Source organism: Phenylobacterium sp., from assembly GCF_031984885.1.
GTDB lineage: Bacteria > Pseudomonadota > Alphaproteobacteria > Caulobacterales > Caulobacteraceae > Phenylobacterium.
The window spans coordinates 92018-108809 of record NZ_DAMABV010000008.1 but is presented as its reverse complement, the minus strand read 5'-3'; the positions used below and the strand labels follow the sequence as shown (position 1 = coordinate 108809).

At 67.9% G+C, this 16792-nt stretch carries 16 protein-coding genes and 1 pseudogene; 9 read left to right on the top strand and 8 right to left on the bottom strand.

The features are described 5' to 3' along the window. Nucleotides 1-28 precede the first annotated feature (28 nt). From RTL41_RS13710 to RTL41_RS13700, 3 genes are read right to left on the bottom strand one after another with little or no spacing between them, the layout of a single operon-like run. A complete protein-coding gene (locus tag RTL41_RS13710; RefSeq protein WP_312165367.1) occupies nucleotides 29-985 on the bottom strand; it encodes an NrtR DNA-binding winged helix domain-containing protein in 957 nt (318 codons plus the stop codon). Continuing rightward, nucleotides 985-1497: a hypothetical protein gene (locus RTL41_RS13705; protein ID WP_312165365.1), complete on the bottom strand. Its 513-nt coding sequence runs from the start codon at nucleotides 1495-1497 to the stop codon at nucleotides 985-987. The genes RTL41_RS13710 and RTL41_RS13705 overlap by 1 nt, the downstream gene beginning before the upstream one ends. Nucleotides 1498-1501: 4 nt before the next feature. Then, on the bottom strand, nucleotides 1502-2152 hold the full coding sequence (locus RTL41_RS13700; protein WP_409418339.1) for a YfbR-like 5'-deoxynucleotidase: 651 nt from the start codon (nucleotides 2150-2152) through the stop codon (nucleotides 1502-1504). Nucleotides 2153-2270: 118 nt separating this feature from the next. On the opposite strand from RTL41_RS13700, the gene RTL41_RS13695 reads away from it, so the two are divergent. Together RTL41_RS13695 and RTL41_RS13690 are read left to right on the top strand one after the other, a co-directional pair. Beyond that, nucleotides 2271-3083: a universal stress protein gene (locus tag RTL41_RS13695; RefSeq protein WP_312165363.1), complete on the top strand. Its 813-nt coding sequence runs from the start codon at nucleotides 2271-2273 to the stop codon at nucleotides 3081-3083. Nucleotides 3084-3100: 17 nt separating this feature from the next. Continuing rightward, nucleotides 3101-3475 carry a hypothetical protein gene (locus tag RTL41_RS13690; protein ID WP_312165361.1) on the top strand — a complete coding sequence of 125 codons (375 nt, stop codon included), beginning with the start codon at nucleotides 3101-3103 and terminating at the stop codon, nucleotides 3473-3475. 6 nt (nucleotides 3476-3481) lie between these two features. Here the strand turns inward: RTL41_RS13690 and RTL41_RS13685 are convergent, their stop codons facing one another. The 5 genes and pseudogenes from RTL41_RS13685 to RTL41_RS20890 all read right to left on the bottom strand — a co-directional run. Next, nucleotides 3482-4273: a hypothetical protein gene (locus RTL41_RS13685; protein WP_312165359.1), complete on the bottom strand. Its 792-nt coding sequence runs from the start codon at nucleotides 4271-4273 to the stop codon at nucleotides 3482-3484. Between the two features lie 75 nt (nucleotides 4274-4348). Next, complete coding sequence (locus RTL41_RS13680) at nucleotides 4349-5221, bottom strand: MoxR family ATPase (RefSeq protein WP_312165357.1); 873 nt, start codon at nucleotides 5219-5221, stop codon at nucleotides 4349-4351. Nucleotides 5222-5362: 141 nt separating this feature from the next. Then, nucleotides 5363-5911: a hypothetical protein gene (locus tag RTL41_RS13675; RefSeq protein ID WP_312165355.1), complete on the bottom strand. Its 549-nt coding sequence runs from the start codon at nucleotides 5909-5911 to the stop codon at nucleotides 5363-5365. Nucleotides 5912-5958: 47 nt separating this feature from the next. Next, on the bottom strand, nucleotides 5959-7707 hold the full coding sequence (locus RTL41_RS13670) for a tetratricopeptide repeat protein (RefSeq protein ID WP_312165353.1): 1749 nt from the start codon (nucleotides 7705-7707) through the stop codon (nucleotides 5959-5961). A 1066-nt stretch (nucleotides 7708-8773) separates the two neighbouring features. Further along, nucleotides 8774-9505, bottom strand: a pseudogene (locus RTL41_RS20890) (tetratricopeptide repeat protein); the annotation flags it as partial. A gap of 180 nt (nucleotides 9506-9685) precedes the next feature. Between RTL41_RS20890 and flbT the strand changes: the two are divergent. The 7 genes from flbT to RTL41_RS13630 all read left to right on the top strand — a co-directional run bounded on the left by flbT (nucleotide 9686) and on the right by RTL41_RS13630 (nucleotide 16740). Beyond that, nucleotides 9686-10111, top strand: coding sequence for a flagellar biosynthesis repressor FlbT (gene flbT, locus RTL41_RS13660; protein ID WP_312165349.1), 426 nt, complete (start codon nucleotides 9686-9688; stop codon nucleotides 10109-10111). Further along, nucleotides 10071-10442, top strand: a complete 372-nt coding sequence (flaF, locus tag RTL41_RS13655) for a flagellar biosynthesis regulator FlaF (protein WP_312165347.1) — start codon at nucleotides 10071-10073, stop codon at nucleotides 10440-10442. Before flbT ends, flaF begins: the two co-directional genes overlap by 41 nt. A 327-nt stretch (nucleotides 10443-10769) precedes the next feature. Then, nucleotides 10770-11603 carry a flagellin gene (locus tag RTL41_RS13650; RefSeq protein WP_312165345.1) on the top strand — a complete coding sequence of 278 codons (834 nt, stop codon included), beginning with the start codon at nucleotides 10770-10772 and terminating at the stop codon, nucleotides 11601-11603. Between the two features lie 115 nt (nucleotides 11604-11718). Next, complete coding sequence (locus RTL41_RS13645; RefSeq protein ID WP_312165343.1) at nucleotides 11719-12012, top strand: hypothetical protein; 294 nt, start codon at nucleotides 11719-11721, stop codon at nucleotides 12010-12012. 193 nt (nucleotides 12013-12205) lie between these two features. Then, complete coding sequence (locus RTL41_RS13640) at nucleotides 12206-13039, top strand: flagellin (RefSeq protein WP_312165341.1); 834 nt, start codon at nucleotides 12206-12208, stop codon at nucleotides 13037-13039. A gap of 143 nt (nucleotides 13040-13182) precedes the next feature. Beyond that, a complete protein-coding gene (locus tag RTL41_RS13635) occupies nucleotides 13183-16011 on the top strand; it encodes a hypothetical protein (protein ID WP_312165339.1) in 2829 nt (942 codons plus the stop codon). A 48-nt stretch (nucleotides 16012-16059) separates the two neighbouring features. Next, entirely contained in the window at nucleotides 16060-16740 is a 681-nt protein-coding gene (locus RTL41_RS13630) for a hypothetical protein (protein WP_312165337.1), read from the top strand. Nucleotides 16741-16792: the final 52 nt, after the last annotated feature.

Here is a 16792-nt window from a genome sequence, read left to right as displayed (position 1 = left end):
ACTGAACAGTGATTACATTTATTTGAGGCTAGTCGCGCAGCAGCGGCAGGGAGAGGCCCGAGACCGGCCGCGCGCTCAGCGCCTCGCGGCGGAATCGGAACAGCTCGGCGGGGCGCCCGCCGGTCTCGGAATCGACGCGGCCCAGGCCCTCGACCAGCTCGGCCCGCTCCAGGGCGCGGCGGAAGTTCTGCTTGTGCAGCGGCACGCCGGCGATCGCCTCGACCGCGCGCTGCAGGGCCGAGAGCGTGAAGGCGTCCGGCATCAGCTCGAACACCACCGGCCGGTACTTCAGCTTGCCGCGCAGGCGCGACAGCGCCGTGGCCAGGATCCGCCGGTGGTCCGACAGCATCGGCTCGCCCAGCGCCGCGGCCAGGGCTTCGGAGGGCGTGCCGGGGGCCTCGGCCCGGTCGCGGGCGGCCTCGGGCGCCAGGCCCGCCTCATAGAGCAGCTCGTAGCGCTCCAGCACCCGCTCCTCGTTCCAGGGCGCGCCGTCCAGCGCGAACAGCAGGCGCGCGCGGGCCAGCTTCTCCAGGCGCCCGGCGGCCCAGCGGCGCAGGGCCGGCTCCAGCTCGTCCAGCGCCGCCGGCCGGCCCTCGCGCCAGTCCTCGTAGGGGAAGAAGCGCGCCCAGTCGGACCAGGTGGTGTCCGGGGCGGTGGTGTCCACCGGCGTCGGGGTCAGGGCCAGGTAGCCGACCGAGATCACCCGCGCCGCGCCCGAGCCCTGGCCCATGTCGGCCAGCGGGGCGTCGCGGCCGCGGTCGCCGAAGGTGTAGAGCTGTTCGACATAGCCCAGGTCGAAGCGGGTCTGGGCGGTCACGAAGGCGCGCAGGGCCAGTTCGAAAGTCCGGTGGGCGTCGGGGTCGAAGGGGCCGAAGGGCAGGCTGGCGAGCTGGCCCTCGGCGCGCACGGTCAGCACCACCGCATCGCCGTCGCGCACGGCGACCACCACCGCCGACAGCCCGATGACGACGGCGGCCGGCTCCATCAGTGGGTGGCCGCGAAGTCGAACGGGACGCCGTAGCCGCTGTACTCGTAGTCGCCCATCGCCTCGACCGCGTCGACCATGCGGCCGCGGCGGCCGAGGATGTCGTCGGCCAGGGCCACGATGCGGCGGTTGGGATAGGCGTGCTTGGCCGCCTGGCGCATCCGCAGGGCGATCAGCCGTTCGTCGGCGTCGGGATTGCGGTCGCAGGCCAGGATGAAAGCGCTGGCGCTGGAGCGGCTGATCCCGGCCCAGCAGTGCACGATCATCGGCGTGCGGGCGTCCCAGGCGCGGCCGAAGGCGAGCAGTTGCTGCACCAGGTCGGCGCTGGGCAGGATCAGGCCCTCCATCGGCTCGGCGATGTCGTTGACCGAGAGGCGCAGGTGGCGGTCCGGGGGCAGTCCCTGCGGCGTCTCGATCATGCTGGCGGCGTCGAGCAGGGTGATCATGTGCGAGGGCGCGCGCGCGGCGATGATCGCGGGAACCTCGGCCAAACCGCAGACGATCAGGGTCATGGAGCTACTCGGTGTCGAACGCCGCGTCCGCGGAGCCGGATGCGAATCCCGCCGCCTCGGACAGGACATTGTAACGCTGAATGTAACGGCTTTGCGCCTGCGCCGGCGAAAGCGGCTCGATCACCAGGTCGTAGCCGGCCGGAGGGGCGTCGAAGAACTCCAGCGCCTCCAGCTTGCTGAAACCTGCCAGTTGGGTCGCCTCGAAGAAGGCGCAGGCGCGGTCGGCCTGCTTGATCAGCTTCTTGACCGCCGGCGGCGCCTTGGCCGGGATGCCGAAGCGGACGTGGATCGCCGTCTCCAGCCGCTCCTCGAATTTCTTATAATCCACCCCCAGCGCCGCCTTGAACGGGCTGATCATGTCCCCGATCACATACTCCGAGGCGTCGTGCAGCAAGGCGGCCAGGCGCCAGCGCGGCTCCAGGTCCGGCTGGATGTGCGCGCAGATCTCCTCGACGACCACCGAATGCTGGGCGACCGAGAAGGCGTGCTCGCCGATCGTCTGGCCGTTCCAGCGCGCGACCCGCGCCAGGCCGTGGGCGATATCCTCGATCTCGATGTCCATGGGGGAGGGGTCCAGCAGGTCGAGCCGGCGCCCCGAGAGCATCCGCTGCCAGGCGCGCGGTTCCTTGCGTGACGTACGCAGCCCTTTCCTCACCGATGCGTTCCTTCCATGGTCAAGGTCGTGAACTGACCCAGGACTTGCCAAAGATCAATGCGCGGCGTGCGATTGAGGCTCCAGATGAGGACAAGACCGGGTCGAGAAAGGAAGTGCGATGAGCTGGGCTAGGATCATGGCTCCCTTGTCGGGAGGCGAAGGCGACAAGGCCGTTATCGCCGCTGCGGCCAAACTCGCCGAGCCGTTCGGCGCGGAGCTGGCGGGCGTCTACACCCCGGCCGACGTGGCCGACGTCATGCCCTGGATGGGCGAGGGCTTTCTGGGCGGCGTCCAGACCACGGCGCTGGAGTCGCTGAAGGAAGCGGCGGTCGCCGGCGAGAAGAACGCCCGCGCCGCCATGGCCGCGACGCCCTACGCCAAGGGCCAGTTCATCTCGCTGCAGACCCCGGTCTGGGCGGGGCTGTCGGCCGAGAGCCGGCTCTCCGACGTGGTGGTGTTCAACAACGATTCCGCCCGCGGCCGCGGGCCGCTGGCCGAGGCCTTCCAGCAGATGGTGGCCGACGAACAACGCCCGGTGCTGGTCGCGCGCGAGGGCTTCGCCGTGGGCGGCCCCGTCGCCGTCGCCTGGGACGGCGGCAAGGAAGCCTCGCGCGCCGCGCGCCTGGCCATGCCGCTGCTCGAGAAGGCGTCCCGCGTGGTCATCCTGGCCGCGCCGAAGGCGACCTCCCGCAGCTTCGATCCGCATCGGCTGCAGGCCTATTACGCCGCGCGCGGAGTGAAGACCGAGGTCGACGTCCTGCCCGACAGCGGCGACGCCGCGCCCCTGCTGCTCTATGCGGCCAGCAAGGCCGGCGCCGGCATCCTGGTCGCGGGCGCCTTCGGGCATCCCCGCCTGCAGGAGTTCATCTTCGGCGGCACGACGCGCACCCTGCTGTCGGCGGAGCAGCCGTCGCTCTTTCTTTCTCACTAGAACTTGAGGTTCAGGTCATGACCCTGTCGCGCATCGTGATGCGGCTCGCCCGCAATCCTGGCACTGAGTTTGCGGGCGGCGATGATCATCGAGGCTACGCCCTGACCGCGCCGCTGACGCCCGACGGCATGCTCGACGCCGACGCCTACGCCAAGGCGCGCGCCGAATGCGTCGTGCGGCGTTTCGCGCCGGACGAGGAGGCCGCCGACGGCCGTCTGGCGCGCCGCGGGACCCGCTGGTTCTTCGACTATGACGAAGGCGGCTCGTCGGACGACGAGCCGGTGCATCGGCTGGGCGAGCATCGCTTCGCCGTCGGCGAGTACGTGACGGTCACCGACGAGGACGGCCGGCCGCTGACCTACAAGGTCGTGGAGGTCCAGGCCGCGGGGTAGGGGGCCTCACACCCCGCCGTTGCGCCGCACCAGCTCCTGGACGTCGTGATAGATCTTGTCGCCCGACTCCGTGTTCAGCTTGGAGCGGACCTTGGCGACGGTCAGCGGGCCGGTCTTCGGCCCGCCGGCCTCGTATCCGACGTAGCGATAGCCGGCCGGCAGGTCCTTGCCGGTATAGATGAAGGTCGCGCGGACCCCGCGCTTCTGGGTCGAGAAGGCTTCGCCCTTCATGCGCACGTCGCGATAGATGTTGACGGTGGTGTCGTCGCCGTTGGCGTCGACGCGCAGCGGCCCGATCCGGACATTGGCGCTGTCGCCTTCTTCCGAGACATGGACGCCTGGAAGGTCGATGCGGTTGCTTCCGCCGTCCGATGCGCCTGACCCCTTGGATGAGGGGCTGATCCCGGCGTCGGCGGCGGCCTCGGCATGAACGCGGGCCACCTCCGCGGCGATGGCGCCGACATTGGCCTTCAGGGCCGCGGCTTCGGCGATGGTCGCGCTGACTTCGGCCTGGGCGGCCTCGGCGTCGGGCGTCATCGGGCCCGGGGTGCTGCGCAGGTCGGTCTCGATCCTGGCCAAGGTCGCCTGGGCCGAATCGACGACGGGCGTCAGCTCGAGGCTGACCTGCGCGCCGTCAGGCGAGCGATAGACGCAGGTCTTACCGTCCGGCGCGCTGCTGACGCGGGTCAGGTCCCCTTCCTTGCCAGGGCAGTCCAGCCTGGTCACCGCATGCGACGCATCGCGGGTGCAGGCCGTCAGCGCCATGGCGGAAGCTGCGATCAGCAGGGTGGTCTTCATACGAAAAACGCTCCGGTCTCGTCAGGGCGACGGTGACCGGAGCGCTTTGAAACGTCGAGTGAATTCGCCGTAAGCCTATTGCTGGCCGGGACGGGTCCCGGCGCCCTCGCGACGGGCGAGGAAGGCCAGGCGCTCGAACAGGTGGACGTCCTGCTCGTTCTTCAGCAGCGCGCCGTGCAGGGGCGGGATCAGCTTGGTCGGATCCTTTTCCTTCAGCGCGTTCTCGTCGATGTCCTCGACCATCAGCAGCTTCAGCCAGTCGAGCAGTTCCGAGGTCGACGGCTTCTTCTTCAGGCCCGGCACCTTGCGCATGTCGTAGAAGATGCGCAGCGCCTCGGCGACCAGCTTCTGCTTGATGCCCGGATAGTGGACCTCGACGATCTCGTTCATCGTCTCGGCGTCGGGGAAGCGGATGTAGTGGAAGAAGCAGCGGCGCAGGAAGGCGTCCGGCAGTTCCTTCTCGTTGTTCGAGGTGATGATCACGATCGGGCGGATCACCGCCTTGATCGTCTCATTGGTCTCGTAGACGTAGAATTCCATCCGATCGAGCTCCTGCAGGAGGTCGTTGGGGAATTCGATGTCGGCCTTGTCGATCTCGTCGATCAGCAGGATCGGGCGCTTGCCGGCGGTGAACGCCTCCCAGAGCTTGCCCTTCTTGATGTAGTTGCGGACGTCCTTGACCCGCTCGTCGCCCAACTGGCTGTCGCGCAGGCGGGTGACCGCGTCGTATTCGTAGAGGCCCTGCTGGGCCTTGGTGGTCGACTTGATGTGCCAAGTGATCAGTTCGGCGTCGAGCGCCTTGGCGATCTCATAGGCCAGCACGGTCTTGCCCGTGCCGGGTTCGCCCTTGATCAGCAGGGGCCGTTCCAGCGCAACAGCGGCGTTGACGGCGACCTTGAGGTCCTCGGTGGCGACGTAATTGTCGGTGCCTTCAAAACGCTGGCTCATTCGCGCTCCTTGCGACGGGCGAGTATGACGCCCGTTTCGAACAAATGTTTCAACCTGGGTTCAAACTAAAGACCCAAGCGGGACATTCAAGCTGATTGAGCGGTGTTCGCCGGCCTTTGTCGCAAAGGTCGCGGGGCTTACCTAACGTCGGGGCCTGGTGACCGAGACGGGATCAGAGGCGGGGAAGGTGTCCTCAAGCCCTGTCTCCAGCGCCCTTTCGGCTTGCTGGTCGCGGCTCGTGGCGCCGTCGGCGCGGGCATAGCCCATCAGGCGCAGGTCGTCGTCGCTCACGGCCTTGGACTGGAAGTTCGTGAAGTCGTCCTCGCCGCCGGAGACGAGTTCGGCGTCGGCGACCTCGTCCAGGCCGTCGATCGAATCGGGCTCGAGCTGGTCTTCGTCGAAGGCGTCCTCGTCCTCGTCGCCATCGTCGGCGGCGGCGCGATAGTCGAGTTCGTCGTCCTCCTCGAGGGCGTCGTCGTCGAATTCGTCCTCGTCGAAGTCCGTGGCGTCCATGGCCCGGGCTTCGTCGTCGTCCCGATCACCGTCCGCGCGGGTGGCGTCGAACAGGTCGGGAATCTCCTCGAAGGTGCGCATCTCGCCGATCTGTTCGCGGTCGTCGAGGTTGGCCTCGTCGAAGGTCTCGGCGCCGTCCTGATCGTCGTAGCCGTCGTCGTCGCGCAGACCTGGCATCGCGGCTTCTCCTGGCATCGAGCGTCGCAGCGACGCCCTTCGCCCGATCAACCCGCCGCGGCGATTCCCGTTCCCCGGCCGGCCTCCTGAGCCAGATCGCCGGCGATCTGCGCCATAACCGCTTCCCAGTCGCCGTATGCTGGGGGGGAATAGGTCCGGACCTGGCTGTACCAGGGGTATCGGTCGGTCCCGAGCAGGGTCCAGGCCTTCTTGATCGCGATCAGCCAGGCCGGCGCGCCGCAGGCCGCGGCGATGTTGAACGTCGCGTTCGAGAACCCCAGGGTCAGGTCCAGCGCGCAGGCCAGGGCCGCCACGTCGTCCAGGTCGTTCTTCAGGTCGATCCCGGGCGGTTGATGGATGTCGACGCCGAACGCCTGTCTTGCATAGGCGATGGCTTCCGACTGATCACCGTACTGCAGGTTGATGAAGCTCACGCCGGGCGTCTGCAGGACGGGCCGCCATTGCTCGAACGGCGAGAAATAGAGGTGCCGGCTGGAATCGATGACCAGGCTGGTCCAGAGGACGCCGACCTTCAGCCCCGGCAGGTGCGCCAGGGTCTTGCGCCAGCGCCGCACGCGCTCCGGGTCGGGCCGCATGTAGCCGGCGGGGCGCTCAGGGAACTGGTCGATCGTGCCGCGATGAGTCTTCAGCATCGCGCCCAGCGGCGCCCAGAGGTCGACGTCGCCCCAGTCCTTGATGAACTGAGCGCCGCGGAAGGCGCGGCCATCGCCCTTCAGGGTCGCGTGGGCGCCGAAGCGGACCGTGGGGAAGCTGCGCTGGAAGAACGGCAGCAGCCGATCGGTGACCGCCATGGTGAGGCGGCCGTCCGGCCCGAGTTCGGCCAGCACGTCGTCGATGACGTTGGCGAACAGGATTTCGTCGCCCAGGCCCTGCTCGCCGAACAGCATCAGGTGGCGTCCGGCGATATCGGTTCCCGGCGTCCAGCGCGGCCGATCGACGACGAAGTGGATCGGCTCGGCATAGGTCGGTTCCAGGCGGGCCTCGTAATAGGTCCAGCCCTGGTCGAGGTCGCTCCTGGCCAGGTGCATGGTCGAGAGCGCAAAGCGCATCATCGACGTGTCCTGGGCGACATCCGACAGTTCGATCGCGCGCCGGCAATGGCTCATCGCCTCGTCCGGCTGGTTCTTGGTGAAGAGGATGTTCGAGAGGTTGTAATGCGCTTTGGCGTAGTCGGGCTCCAGGCGCAGGGCCTCGCGGTAGAAGATTTCCGCCTGGTCGATGTCGCCCTTGTCGCCGACGATCGTGCCGAGGGTCAGCCACAGCATGGCGGCCTCGGGCTCGGCCAGCAGGGCCAGGCGCAGCACCTCGATGGCTTCGTCGTACCGCATCTGGCGACGCAGCAGGGCGCCGAGATTGTTCGAAGGTTCGCGTGCGCCGGGCTTCTGGCTCAGGCAGTGGCGGAACAGCGCCTCGGCCTGGGGCAGCATCTCCATCTTGAAGGCCAGCCGCCCGAGGTCATGGGCGATGTCCGGATCGGCGGGCGCCAGCGCCAGCGCCCGTTCATAGGCGTCCAGCGCCAGGGCGCGCTGATTGAGCTTGTCGTGGCCGATCCCCAGCAGGTGCCAGCCGTAGACCAGGTTGGGGTCATGGGTCAGCGCCTCCTGCGCCGCCGCGCAAGCTTCCTCGAACCTGTCTGCGCCGGCGTGGGTCAGGCCGATCTGCAGATGCTTGAGCGCTTCGCGCAGGGCGTTGGCCGAGGCGATTTCGGCCCGCAGCCGGGCCAGCTTCTCGGGGGCGGCGGCGTCGCCGACGGGACCTGAGTCGAAGATCGCCATCCTAGCCTCGCGCCCTGGCCGCGGCGGGGCGGCCCGTTGCGTCGACATGCTCCGCCAGAGCCGCGGAGAGATCGCCCATCAGGGTGTCCCAGTCGCCGGCGGCCGGGGGCCAGAGCATTCGCACCTGACTGTACCAGGCATAGTGGTCGGCCCCCAGCCGCGCCCAGTTGTCGGACGAGGTGAGCAGCCAGCATGGCGCGCCGCAGGCCGCCGCCAGGTTGAAGCTGGCGTTGGAGAACCCGACGGTCAGGTCCAGCGCGCAGGCCAGGGCCGCGACGTCGTCGAGGTCGTTCTTCAGGTCGATGCCGGGCGGCTGGTGGATCTCGACGCCGAATTCGCACCGGGCGCGCTCGATGCTGGCGCTCTGGTCGCCGTACTGGAGGTTCACGAAGCTGACGCCCGGCGTGCGCAGGACGGGTTCCCACTTCTCGAACGGCGCGAAATGGCGATGGCGGGTGGAGTCGATGACCATGCTCGTCCAGAGCAGGCCGACCTTTTGTCCGGGCAGGCCGTCGAGGACGCTCTGCCAATGGCGCACCCGGGCCGGATCGGCGGTCATGAAGCCCTGCGGCCGGTGGGGATAGGCGTCGATCGAGCGGCGGAACACGCGCAGGGCCTCGCCCAGCGGCGCCCACAGATCGATCTGCGACCAGTCCTCGATGAAGGGCGTGCGGCGCACGGTCCGGCCCTGCGACTTGACGCTGACGTGGGTTCCGACCTCGGCGCGCGGGTAGGAGCGGGTGAAGAGCGTCCGAAGCCGGTCGGTGACCGCCAGGGTCAGGCGCCCGCCCGGGCCGAGCGCCCTTTGCACGTCGTCGAGGGTGTTGGCGAACAGGACCTCGTCGCCCAGGCCCTGCTCGCCGATCAGCAGCAGGCGCTTGCCCTCGATGTCCATGCCGGGCTCCCAGCGGGGGCAGGGGACCGCGAAATCGACCGGGTCGTAGTAGGTCGGCTCCAGCCGCGCGGCGTAGGTGTCCCAGCCCTGGCCGATCTCTCCCGTCGCCAGCAGCATGGTGGCCAGGGCGAAGCGCATCATCGTCAGGTCTTCGGGCGACTTGCAGCCGGCCATCGCCTCGCGGCACAGGGCGATGGCTTCCTGGTGCTGGCCGTTGGCGAACAGGGCGTTGGCGAGATTGTAGCGCGCCCTGACCTGGCCGGGGTCGAGCCGCAGCGCCTCGCCATAGAACAGCCCGGCCTGCTCGGTCTCGCCCATGTCTTCCATGACGGTGCCCAGCGTGTTCCAGAGCATGACCTTGTCGGGATGGGCCTGGAGCGCCGGCTTCAGGAGCTCGATCGCCTCGTCGTAGCGCATCTGGCTGCGCAGGACGCAGGCCAGGTTGTTGGTGCTCTCGGGCGCATGGGGGCGGAACGCCAGGTAGTGGCGGAACAGCGCCTCGGCCTGCGGCAGCATCTCCATCTTGAAGGCCAGGCGGCCTAGGTCGTTGGCGATCGGCGGATTGGCGGGATCCAGGGCGAGGCCGCGTTCGTAGGCCTCCAGGGCGGCCGGCCAGTCCCCCAGGTGCTCGCGGGCGATCGCCAGCAGGTGCCAGGCGTGGATCAGGCCGGGATCGCGGCCCAGCGCCTTCTCGGCCGCGTCCCGGGCTGCGGAGTAGTCCTTGGCCGCGATGTGGGACAGCGCGCGCTTCAGGTGGGGCAGGGCGGCCTTGGCGGCTTTCAGGCTGCTGAGCTCGCCGCGCAGCCGGCTGACCGATTCCTTCGACGCCGAGTCGCCCGCGGGGCCGCCGCGAGGCGCCTGCAAGCGCCGCAGGAGGGCGTCGCGGCCCGAAGTCACACTCATTACGCTGTCCCCGGGTCCCGCATGCCGCGATCTTGAAAAATCATGCTTAACGGTCTGCTAATGTCCTGGGGGCGAGAGGGGCGTCGCAAGGTCCGGTTAACCCCTCACATCTAGCCTTGCCCAATCGGACTGCTGAAACGCAGGCGAGTTGGGCGACACGCCTCTATTGGAGATCGAGGAATGCCGCTTAAGCTGTCCCTGAAGCCCGGAGAGAAGTTCGTTCTCAACGGCGCGGTGGTTCAGAACGGCGATCGCCGTACGACCCTGGTTCTCCAGAACAAGGCGTCGGTCCTTCGCGAGAAGGACATCATGCAGCCCGAAGACGCCGCCACGCCGGCCCGTCGCATCTATTTCCCGATGATGATGATGTATCTCGATGATGGCGGGGCGGGCCGTTACTACGACGAATTCGCCGAACGCCTGACCGAGTTCATGGGCGTCATCCGGAACCCGGAAGTGCTGACGGACTGCGTGGCGATCTCCAAGCACGCCATGGCCCGTGAGTACTACAAGGCGCTCATGTTGTGCCGGAAGTTGATCGAGTACGAAGACAAGAGGTTGGGGAATGTCGCTTCGAGCTTACCAGCAGGCGGCCAGCCGGGCTGAGGCGCCCAAGGACGCCGAGTATCGCTTGTTCGGCCAGGTCACCCGGGCGCTGATCGTGGCATCCGAGGCTCCGGTGACTGATTTCGCGGTTCGAATCGATGCGATCGATTGGAATCGGCGGTTGTGGTCGACGCTGGCGCGCGACTGCTCGGAACCTGACAACAGGCTGCCGCCGCAGGTCCGCGCGGGAATCATCTCCCTGAGCCTGTTCGTCGGCCGTCACTCCAGCGAAGTGATGCGCGGCGAGGACAACTTCGACACGCTCATCGAGATCAACAAGATGATGATGCAGGCGCTGTCCCAGAAGGCCGACGCGCCCGCCGCCGCCTAGGACCGTTCGCCTCCGGCGACTTCGTTAATTTCGACCAGATCCCGACGCCGGCCCTCGTGGCCGGCGTCTTGCGTTCGGGCGTCTGGCCTGGCGCTGGGCGATAAGTGCCGATCGGCAAAAATTGCCGACGCGGCCCGGCAATTTTTGCCGATCGGGCTCTGGAATCGGCTCCCGAGGCGTGGTTTACCCCGGGTAAATACGAATTATCATGTAAAAACAAATAGATAGGTCTTCGCGACGGTGGCCCCGCAATTGCTTTGCTTCAGGCGGGCAAAATGCCTCCGGCAGTCAAAACGACGCCGGTCTCCGAGAAAAGGAACCACGCGTATGGCCATGAATTCGGTTAATACCAACCAGGGCGCGATGATCGCGCTCCAGAACCTCAACACCACCAACAAAGAGCTCGGCACCGTTCAGAACCGGATCAACACCGGTCTGAAGATCTCGTCGGCCAAGGACAACGGCGCCATCTGGGCCATCGCCCAGAACCAGCGCGCCGAATCGGCTTCGCTCAACTCCGTCGTCTCGTCGCTGCAACGCGGCCAGTCGGTGGCTGACGTCGCCATGTCGGCCGGCACCGCCATCTCGGACATCCTCGTCCAGATGAAGGAAAAGGTCCTGGCGGCGACCGAAGCGGGCCTGTCGACCGCCTCCAAGGCGGCGCTCAGCGACGAATACAAGTCGCTGCGCGACCAGATCGACACGATCGCCAACAACGCCACCTTCGACGGCGTGAACCTGATCTCGACGACCTCGGTCAACAGCTCGAGCATCAAGGCGATCGCCAACGCCGACGCGACCGCGACCATCGACATCGATCACGTCGTGCTGTCGAAGTCGAACGCCAAGATCGCCGCCACCCTGGAAACCCTGACCTCGGGCGTGACCTCGGCGGACGTGACGGAAGTCGAAGAGGCCATCCAGGACGTCTCCTCGGCCCTGTCCAAGCTCGGCACCGGCGCCAAGGCGCTCGACACCCACATGACCAACGTCATGAAGCTCCAGGACACCCTGGACGCCGGGGTCGGCAACCTGGTCGACGCCGACCTGGCGAAGGAAAGCGCGCGGCTGCAAGCCCTGCAGACCAAGCAGCAGCTTGGCGTGCAGGCCCTCAGCATCGCCAACCAGTCGTCGAGCACCCTGCTCGGACTGTTCCGATAGGACGAAGGGGCGCGGCTTCGGCTGCGCCCTGCGTCGGCGGCGGGGAGGGCGACCTCTCCGCCGTCCTCGCGCAACTGGGGTCGCTCGCGCGCGAAAGCGGCGGGCGAAAGGGACCATGGAGAACAAGCTCTCAGTCGTGGCGGCCTTGCCGGACGTCGAGCCGGTTCTGGCTGTCGCCAAACCCGCGCCTACGCCTACGCCTACGCCTGCGCCTGTCGCCGCTCCGCCGCCTTCGCCCGAGCCGGATCTGCGGCTGGTCATCGAAGAAGGCCAGGCCGGCAGCTTCGTCTACAAGACCGTCGATCGCCGGACCGGCGAGGTGGTCTTGCAACTGCCGCGTGAAGAGGTGCTGCGCATGCGGGACGCCGAGGCCTACGTGGCCGGAACGGTCATCGCGACTCAGGCCTGACATCCTTCGCCCGCTCGCCGGGCTCTGAAGCGCGCCTTGTCCGCAAGGCGCAACCGCAGCCCGGCCCTGGGGTCTGCGGCTCTTCGTCATGCCTGCGTTAATCTTTCGGAAACCATGCGCTTCCTAGCGTTAACCATAGTTTCGGCGTGCGAGTCGCGCGTCATTCATGGGTTCTCTGAAGGAGATTAGCGCCATGCCGATGAGCGTAAACACGAACAAGTCGGCGCTGATCGCGCTCCAGAACCTGAATGCGACCAACGAGAAGCTCGAGCAGGTCCAGAACAAGATCAACACCGGCCTGCGCGTCGCCAACGCCAAGGACAACGCCGCCGTCTACGCGATCGCCCAGAAACAGCGGGCCGACTTCAGCTCGCTAGGCGCGGTCAAGATGAGCCTGGACCGGGCCACCTCGATCACCGACGTGGCGTTGAGCGCCGGCCAGCAGATCAGCGACATCCTGGTCCAGATGCGCGAGAAGGTGGTGGGGGCGGCCGAGGCTTCGGCGACGACCGCGACCAAGAAGGCCTTCGACGACGAGTTCCAGACGCTCCTGCAGGCGATCAGCCAGTTCTCCGCCTCGGCCGAGTTCGACGGCGTCTCGGTGCTCAACGGCAGCCTGACGGCGAACCTGCACTTCCTGGCCAACGCCGATGGCGACAGCTACATCGCCCTGACGCCGCAGGACTTCACGATCTCCGGCTCGATCATCAATCTGAACGGCACCAACCTGAACGGCACGACCACGCAGACCAAGTCGGTGCTCGGCTCGCTGGACACCGCGATCAGCAAGGTCACCGCCGCGCTCGCCGAGATGGGCGCGCAGTCCAAGCAGATCGAGAAGCACGTCACCTTCGTCAGCAAGCTTCAGGACGTGCTGGAGAGCGGCATCGGCAACCTGGTCGACGCCGACATCGCCAAGGAAAGCGCGCGCCTGCAGTCGCTGCAGGTGCAACAGCAACTCGGCGCCCAGGCGCTGGCGATCGCCAACTCGCAGCCGCAGGTCATCCTGCAGTTGTTCAAGGGCTGACGCCTGTTCGAGGGGAGCGTGCCCGGCCTCGGAGCTTCGAGCTCCGGGGCCGTTATTTTACCGGCGGGCGTCGGGCCTTAACATCTCGTCAGCCCTTATGCCGCAATCTGCGGTTGGGAAGTTGCGTAAGCTCGGTGGGCTAGGTGATCAGCCTCGATACCAATCTGCTGCTCGGGTACTATCAGGCGCGCACCAACGCCAGCGCGGCTGCGGCCGGCTCGCCGACCAGCGCCGTCGGCGCCGTCAAGAAAGCCCCCACGCCCCCCTGGAGCAGCTTGTCGAAGGCCCCCAAGGCCGACGAGATGCTCCAGAGCGTCATGATGGGGCGCAAGTTCATCGACGAGTATCAGACCCAGCTCGACGTGAAGGGCGCCAGCGAGGACTACCGTCAACTGTTCGCCATGCACCAGGGCCTGGCGACCCTCGAGGCGCTCGCGCGCAAGGCCGATTCGAAGGACACGTCCGCCGCGGACCTGAAGCGGATCCAGGCGGCGTTCAACCGCGGCATGGCCGAGGTGTCGAGCTACATCGACGCCGCGAAGTTCGAGAAGCTGCGCCTGACCCACGGCGACGCCACCGACAAGGCCAAGGGCACGGTCGGCGTTCCGAAGACCACCCCGCGCTATGTGACCCCGCCGCTGCACCAGGGAACCGCCGACGAGCCGGTCGAGGCCTTCCAGGGCGATGTTCGCTTCAGCGTCAAGGTGCGGCTGCCCAACAAGACCGAGACCACCATCGACTTCGACCTGTCGGAGATGGGCTCGCAGCCCCGGTCGATGACCGAGGTCGTCAAGTTCATGAACGCCAAGCTGGCCGGCACCAGCTTCACCACGCGCTTTGCGGTCGAGAAGATCCCAGGCGCCGAGAAGACCACCGAGGTCAATGGCCGAACGATCAAGCTCGGCAAGGAGCTCGACAAGTTCGCGCTGAAGATTCAGGGCGATAGCACCGAGATCCTGACCTTCTCCTCGCCGGTGACCTCGCCGGCGGTCTACATCACCCAGACCTCGGGCGATCCCAAGCCGCCCAAGACCACCACCACAACGACCACCACTCCGAAGACGGGGACGGAAGCGGCGTCTTCGGACCCCGTCCTCCTCGAGGAACTGCTGAAGTTCGAGACCGGGACCACGTCCGACGCCGTCCGCCGGCCGGGCGACGTCAACTGGGTCGAGGGGCGGGTGTTCAACGTCGCCCTGCCTGACAGCGTCGAGAAGGTCCGCACCACGGTGACCGGGCCGGACGGCTCGCTCTACATGCTGGCCGACGTCGACGGCACGATCGACGGCCAGACCATCAAGGGCGCCGGCGACGTCGCGCTGATGAAGTTCGATTCGGCCGGCAAGCTGGTCTACACGCGCACGCTCGGCGCCTCGAACGACGCCAGCGGCCTGGCGCTCAGCGTCGGCCCCGACGGCCAGATCGCCGTCGCCGGCTCGGTGACCGGCGGCTTCGCCGCGGGCGGCGTGCCGGTGGGCGAGGGGTCCCTGGCCACGATCCCCAAGATCACCCGCGCCGACGAAGGCGTCGATCCGACCAAGCCCGACAGTTTCGTGGCCGTGTTCAACAGCGCCGGCGAGGAGCTCTGGTCGCAGCGCCAGGGCGCCCGCGACGACGACGAGGCGACCAGCGTCGCCTTCGGCGCCGACGGCTCGGTCTACGTGATGGGCCGCGCCAAGGGCGCGATGCCGGCGCAGAGCAGCAACGGCAACTGGGACAACTATCTGCGCGTGTTCGCCGCCGACGGCAAACTGCAGTCGACGATCCAGTTCGGGACCAGCGGCGAGGACAAGCCGGCCGGCCTGGTGGTCGACGGCACGAACGTCGTGGTGGCCAGCGTCGAGGGCGGCGAGGTCAAGCTCCGTCGCTTCGACGTCAGCAATCCGAAGACCCCGACCCTGACCGCGACCCGCAGCCTCGGCTCGCTGGGCGGGGGCACGATCGCCGGCGTGGTGATCGACGGCGGCAATATCGTGCTGGCCGGTTCGACCGGCGCGGTGCTCGGCGTCGGCAACACCACGCGGCCGGCCTCGGGCAGCATCGACGCCTTCGCGGCGCGGATTTCGGCCGATCTCAGCACCGGCAACGACGCCATCGCCTATTACGGCGGCGAGGGGGACGATCGCGCCACGGCGATGACCGTGGCCGGCGGCAAGGTCTGGCTGACAGGAACGACCAAGACGGCGCTGCCGGACATGCCCGACGCGGTCGGCAAGACCGACGGCTTCGCGGTGGGGCTGGATATCGGCACGGGCGAGATCGCCTGGTCGCAGCGCTTCACCGGCAAGGACAAGATGACCACGCCGACCTCCATCGCGGTCGACGTGAACGGCGCCAGCGCCCTCGATCGCCTGGGCTTGCCGACCGGCAAGATGGAGTATTCCGACTCCCAGCTTGTGACCTCGGCGACCTCGGCCCGGCCCGGCGATCAGTTCCAGATCCGGCGGCGGATCGACGGCCCGGCGGTGACCATCACCATCGAGGCGTCCGACACCCTGGAGTCGCTGGCCAAGAAGATCCTGCGCGCCACCGGCTACGCCGTGAAGGCCGAGGTCGTCTCCGACGGCGACGTGCGCAAGCTGCAGATCCGGCCGCAGAACAGCCGCAGCAGCATCGAGATCCTGGGCGGCAAGGGCGGGCGCGACGCGCTCGAGGCCCTGGGCCTGCACGAAGGCTTCGTGCGCAGCACCAAGATGGAAGACGGCAAGATGGTCATCGGCGACGGCGGCGCGCCCATGTACGGCCTGAAGCTGCCGCGCGACCTCAGCCTGGCCAGCAAGGACGACATCAAGGCCGTGATCGACAAGCTGACCATGGCCACCTCGATCCTGCGGACGGCTTTCCGCGACCTCGAGAACGGCATGAAGCCGGCGAGCGAGAAGAAGAAGGCGACCGGGGAAGTGCCGGCCTACCTGAAGAACCAGATCGCCAACTACACGGCCGGCCTGAACCGCCTGACCGGCGGCGGCTGAACCAGACGCGCGCTTGAAACCGTCGCACGCACGGTCTAGCGAGGGCGTATGGATTTCCTGAAAGATCGGCGCACGCTTCTGGCCCTCGCCGGCGGCGCGCTCGCCTTGCTGGCGGGCGTCGTGATCGCCAGCGTGATGGTCGACAAGGGGCGCGGCGAGAAGACCGCGCCGCCGCCGGCGTCGCAGGGGGGCCTGGTCGTGGAGACCGGCGCGCCCGACGACGGCCGGCTCGATCCGGCCAAGCCGCTGCGCTGCTTCGAGGCCGGTCAGTATGTCGGGGAAATGACCCTGGCCGAATGCGCCAAGCGCAACGGCGTGGCGACCGGCGCCCTGGATGTCGGGGTCGACGAGGCCGGCAACCTGGCCGCGGCCGATCAGGCCGGCACCATGCTGACCCCGCTGCCGCCGCAGCCCGAAGCCGTCGTGCCGCTGACCCCGACGCCCACGGCGCCGGCTCAGGCGCCCGCGGCGGCCAGCGCGCCCGCCGGCAGTTGCTGGCGGTACGTCGACGGCGGATGGCGCAAGCTGCCGAACGACCTGACCCTCAACGCCTGCGTCCAGACGCTGTTCGCCGGCCGTTGCGAGCGGCCGGGCGGGGCGACCTATGGGCGCTGGATGCAGCAGACCCTGCGCCTGGTGCCGGGCAAGGTCGAGGTCTCCGGCGACAACCGCAGCTTCCGGCCCCTGGCCGAACAGGCGCAGAACTGCTCCATCTCTCCCATCGGCTAAGGCGTCTTGTCGGCGGCTTCACCTTCGCCCTCGCGCCGCCGCAATCGCCGCT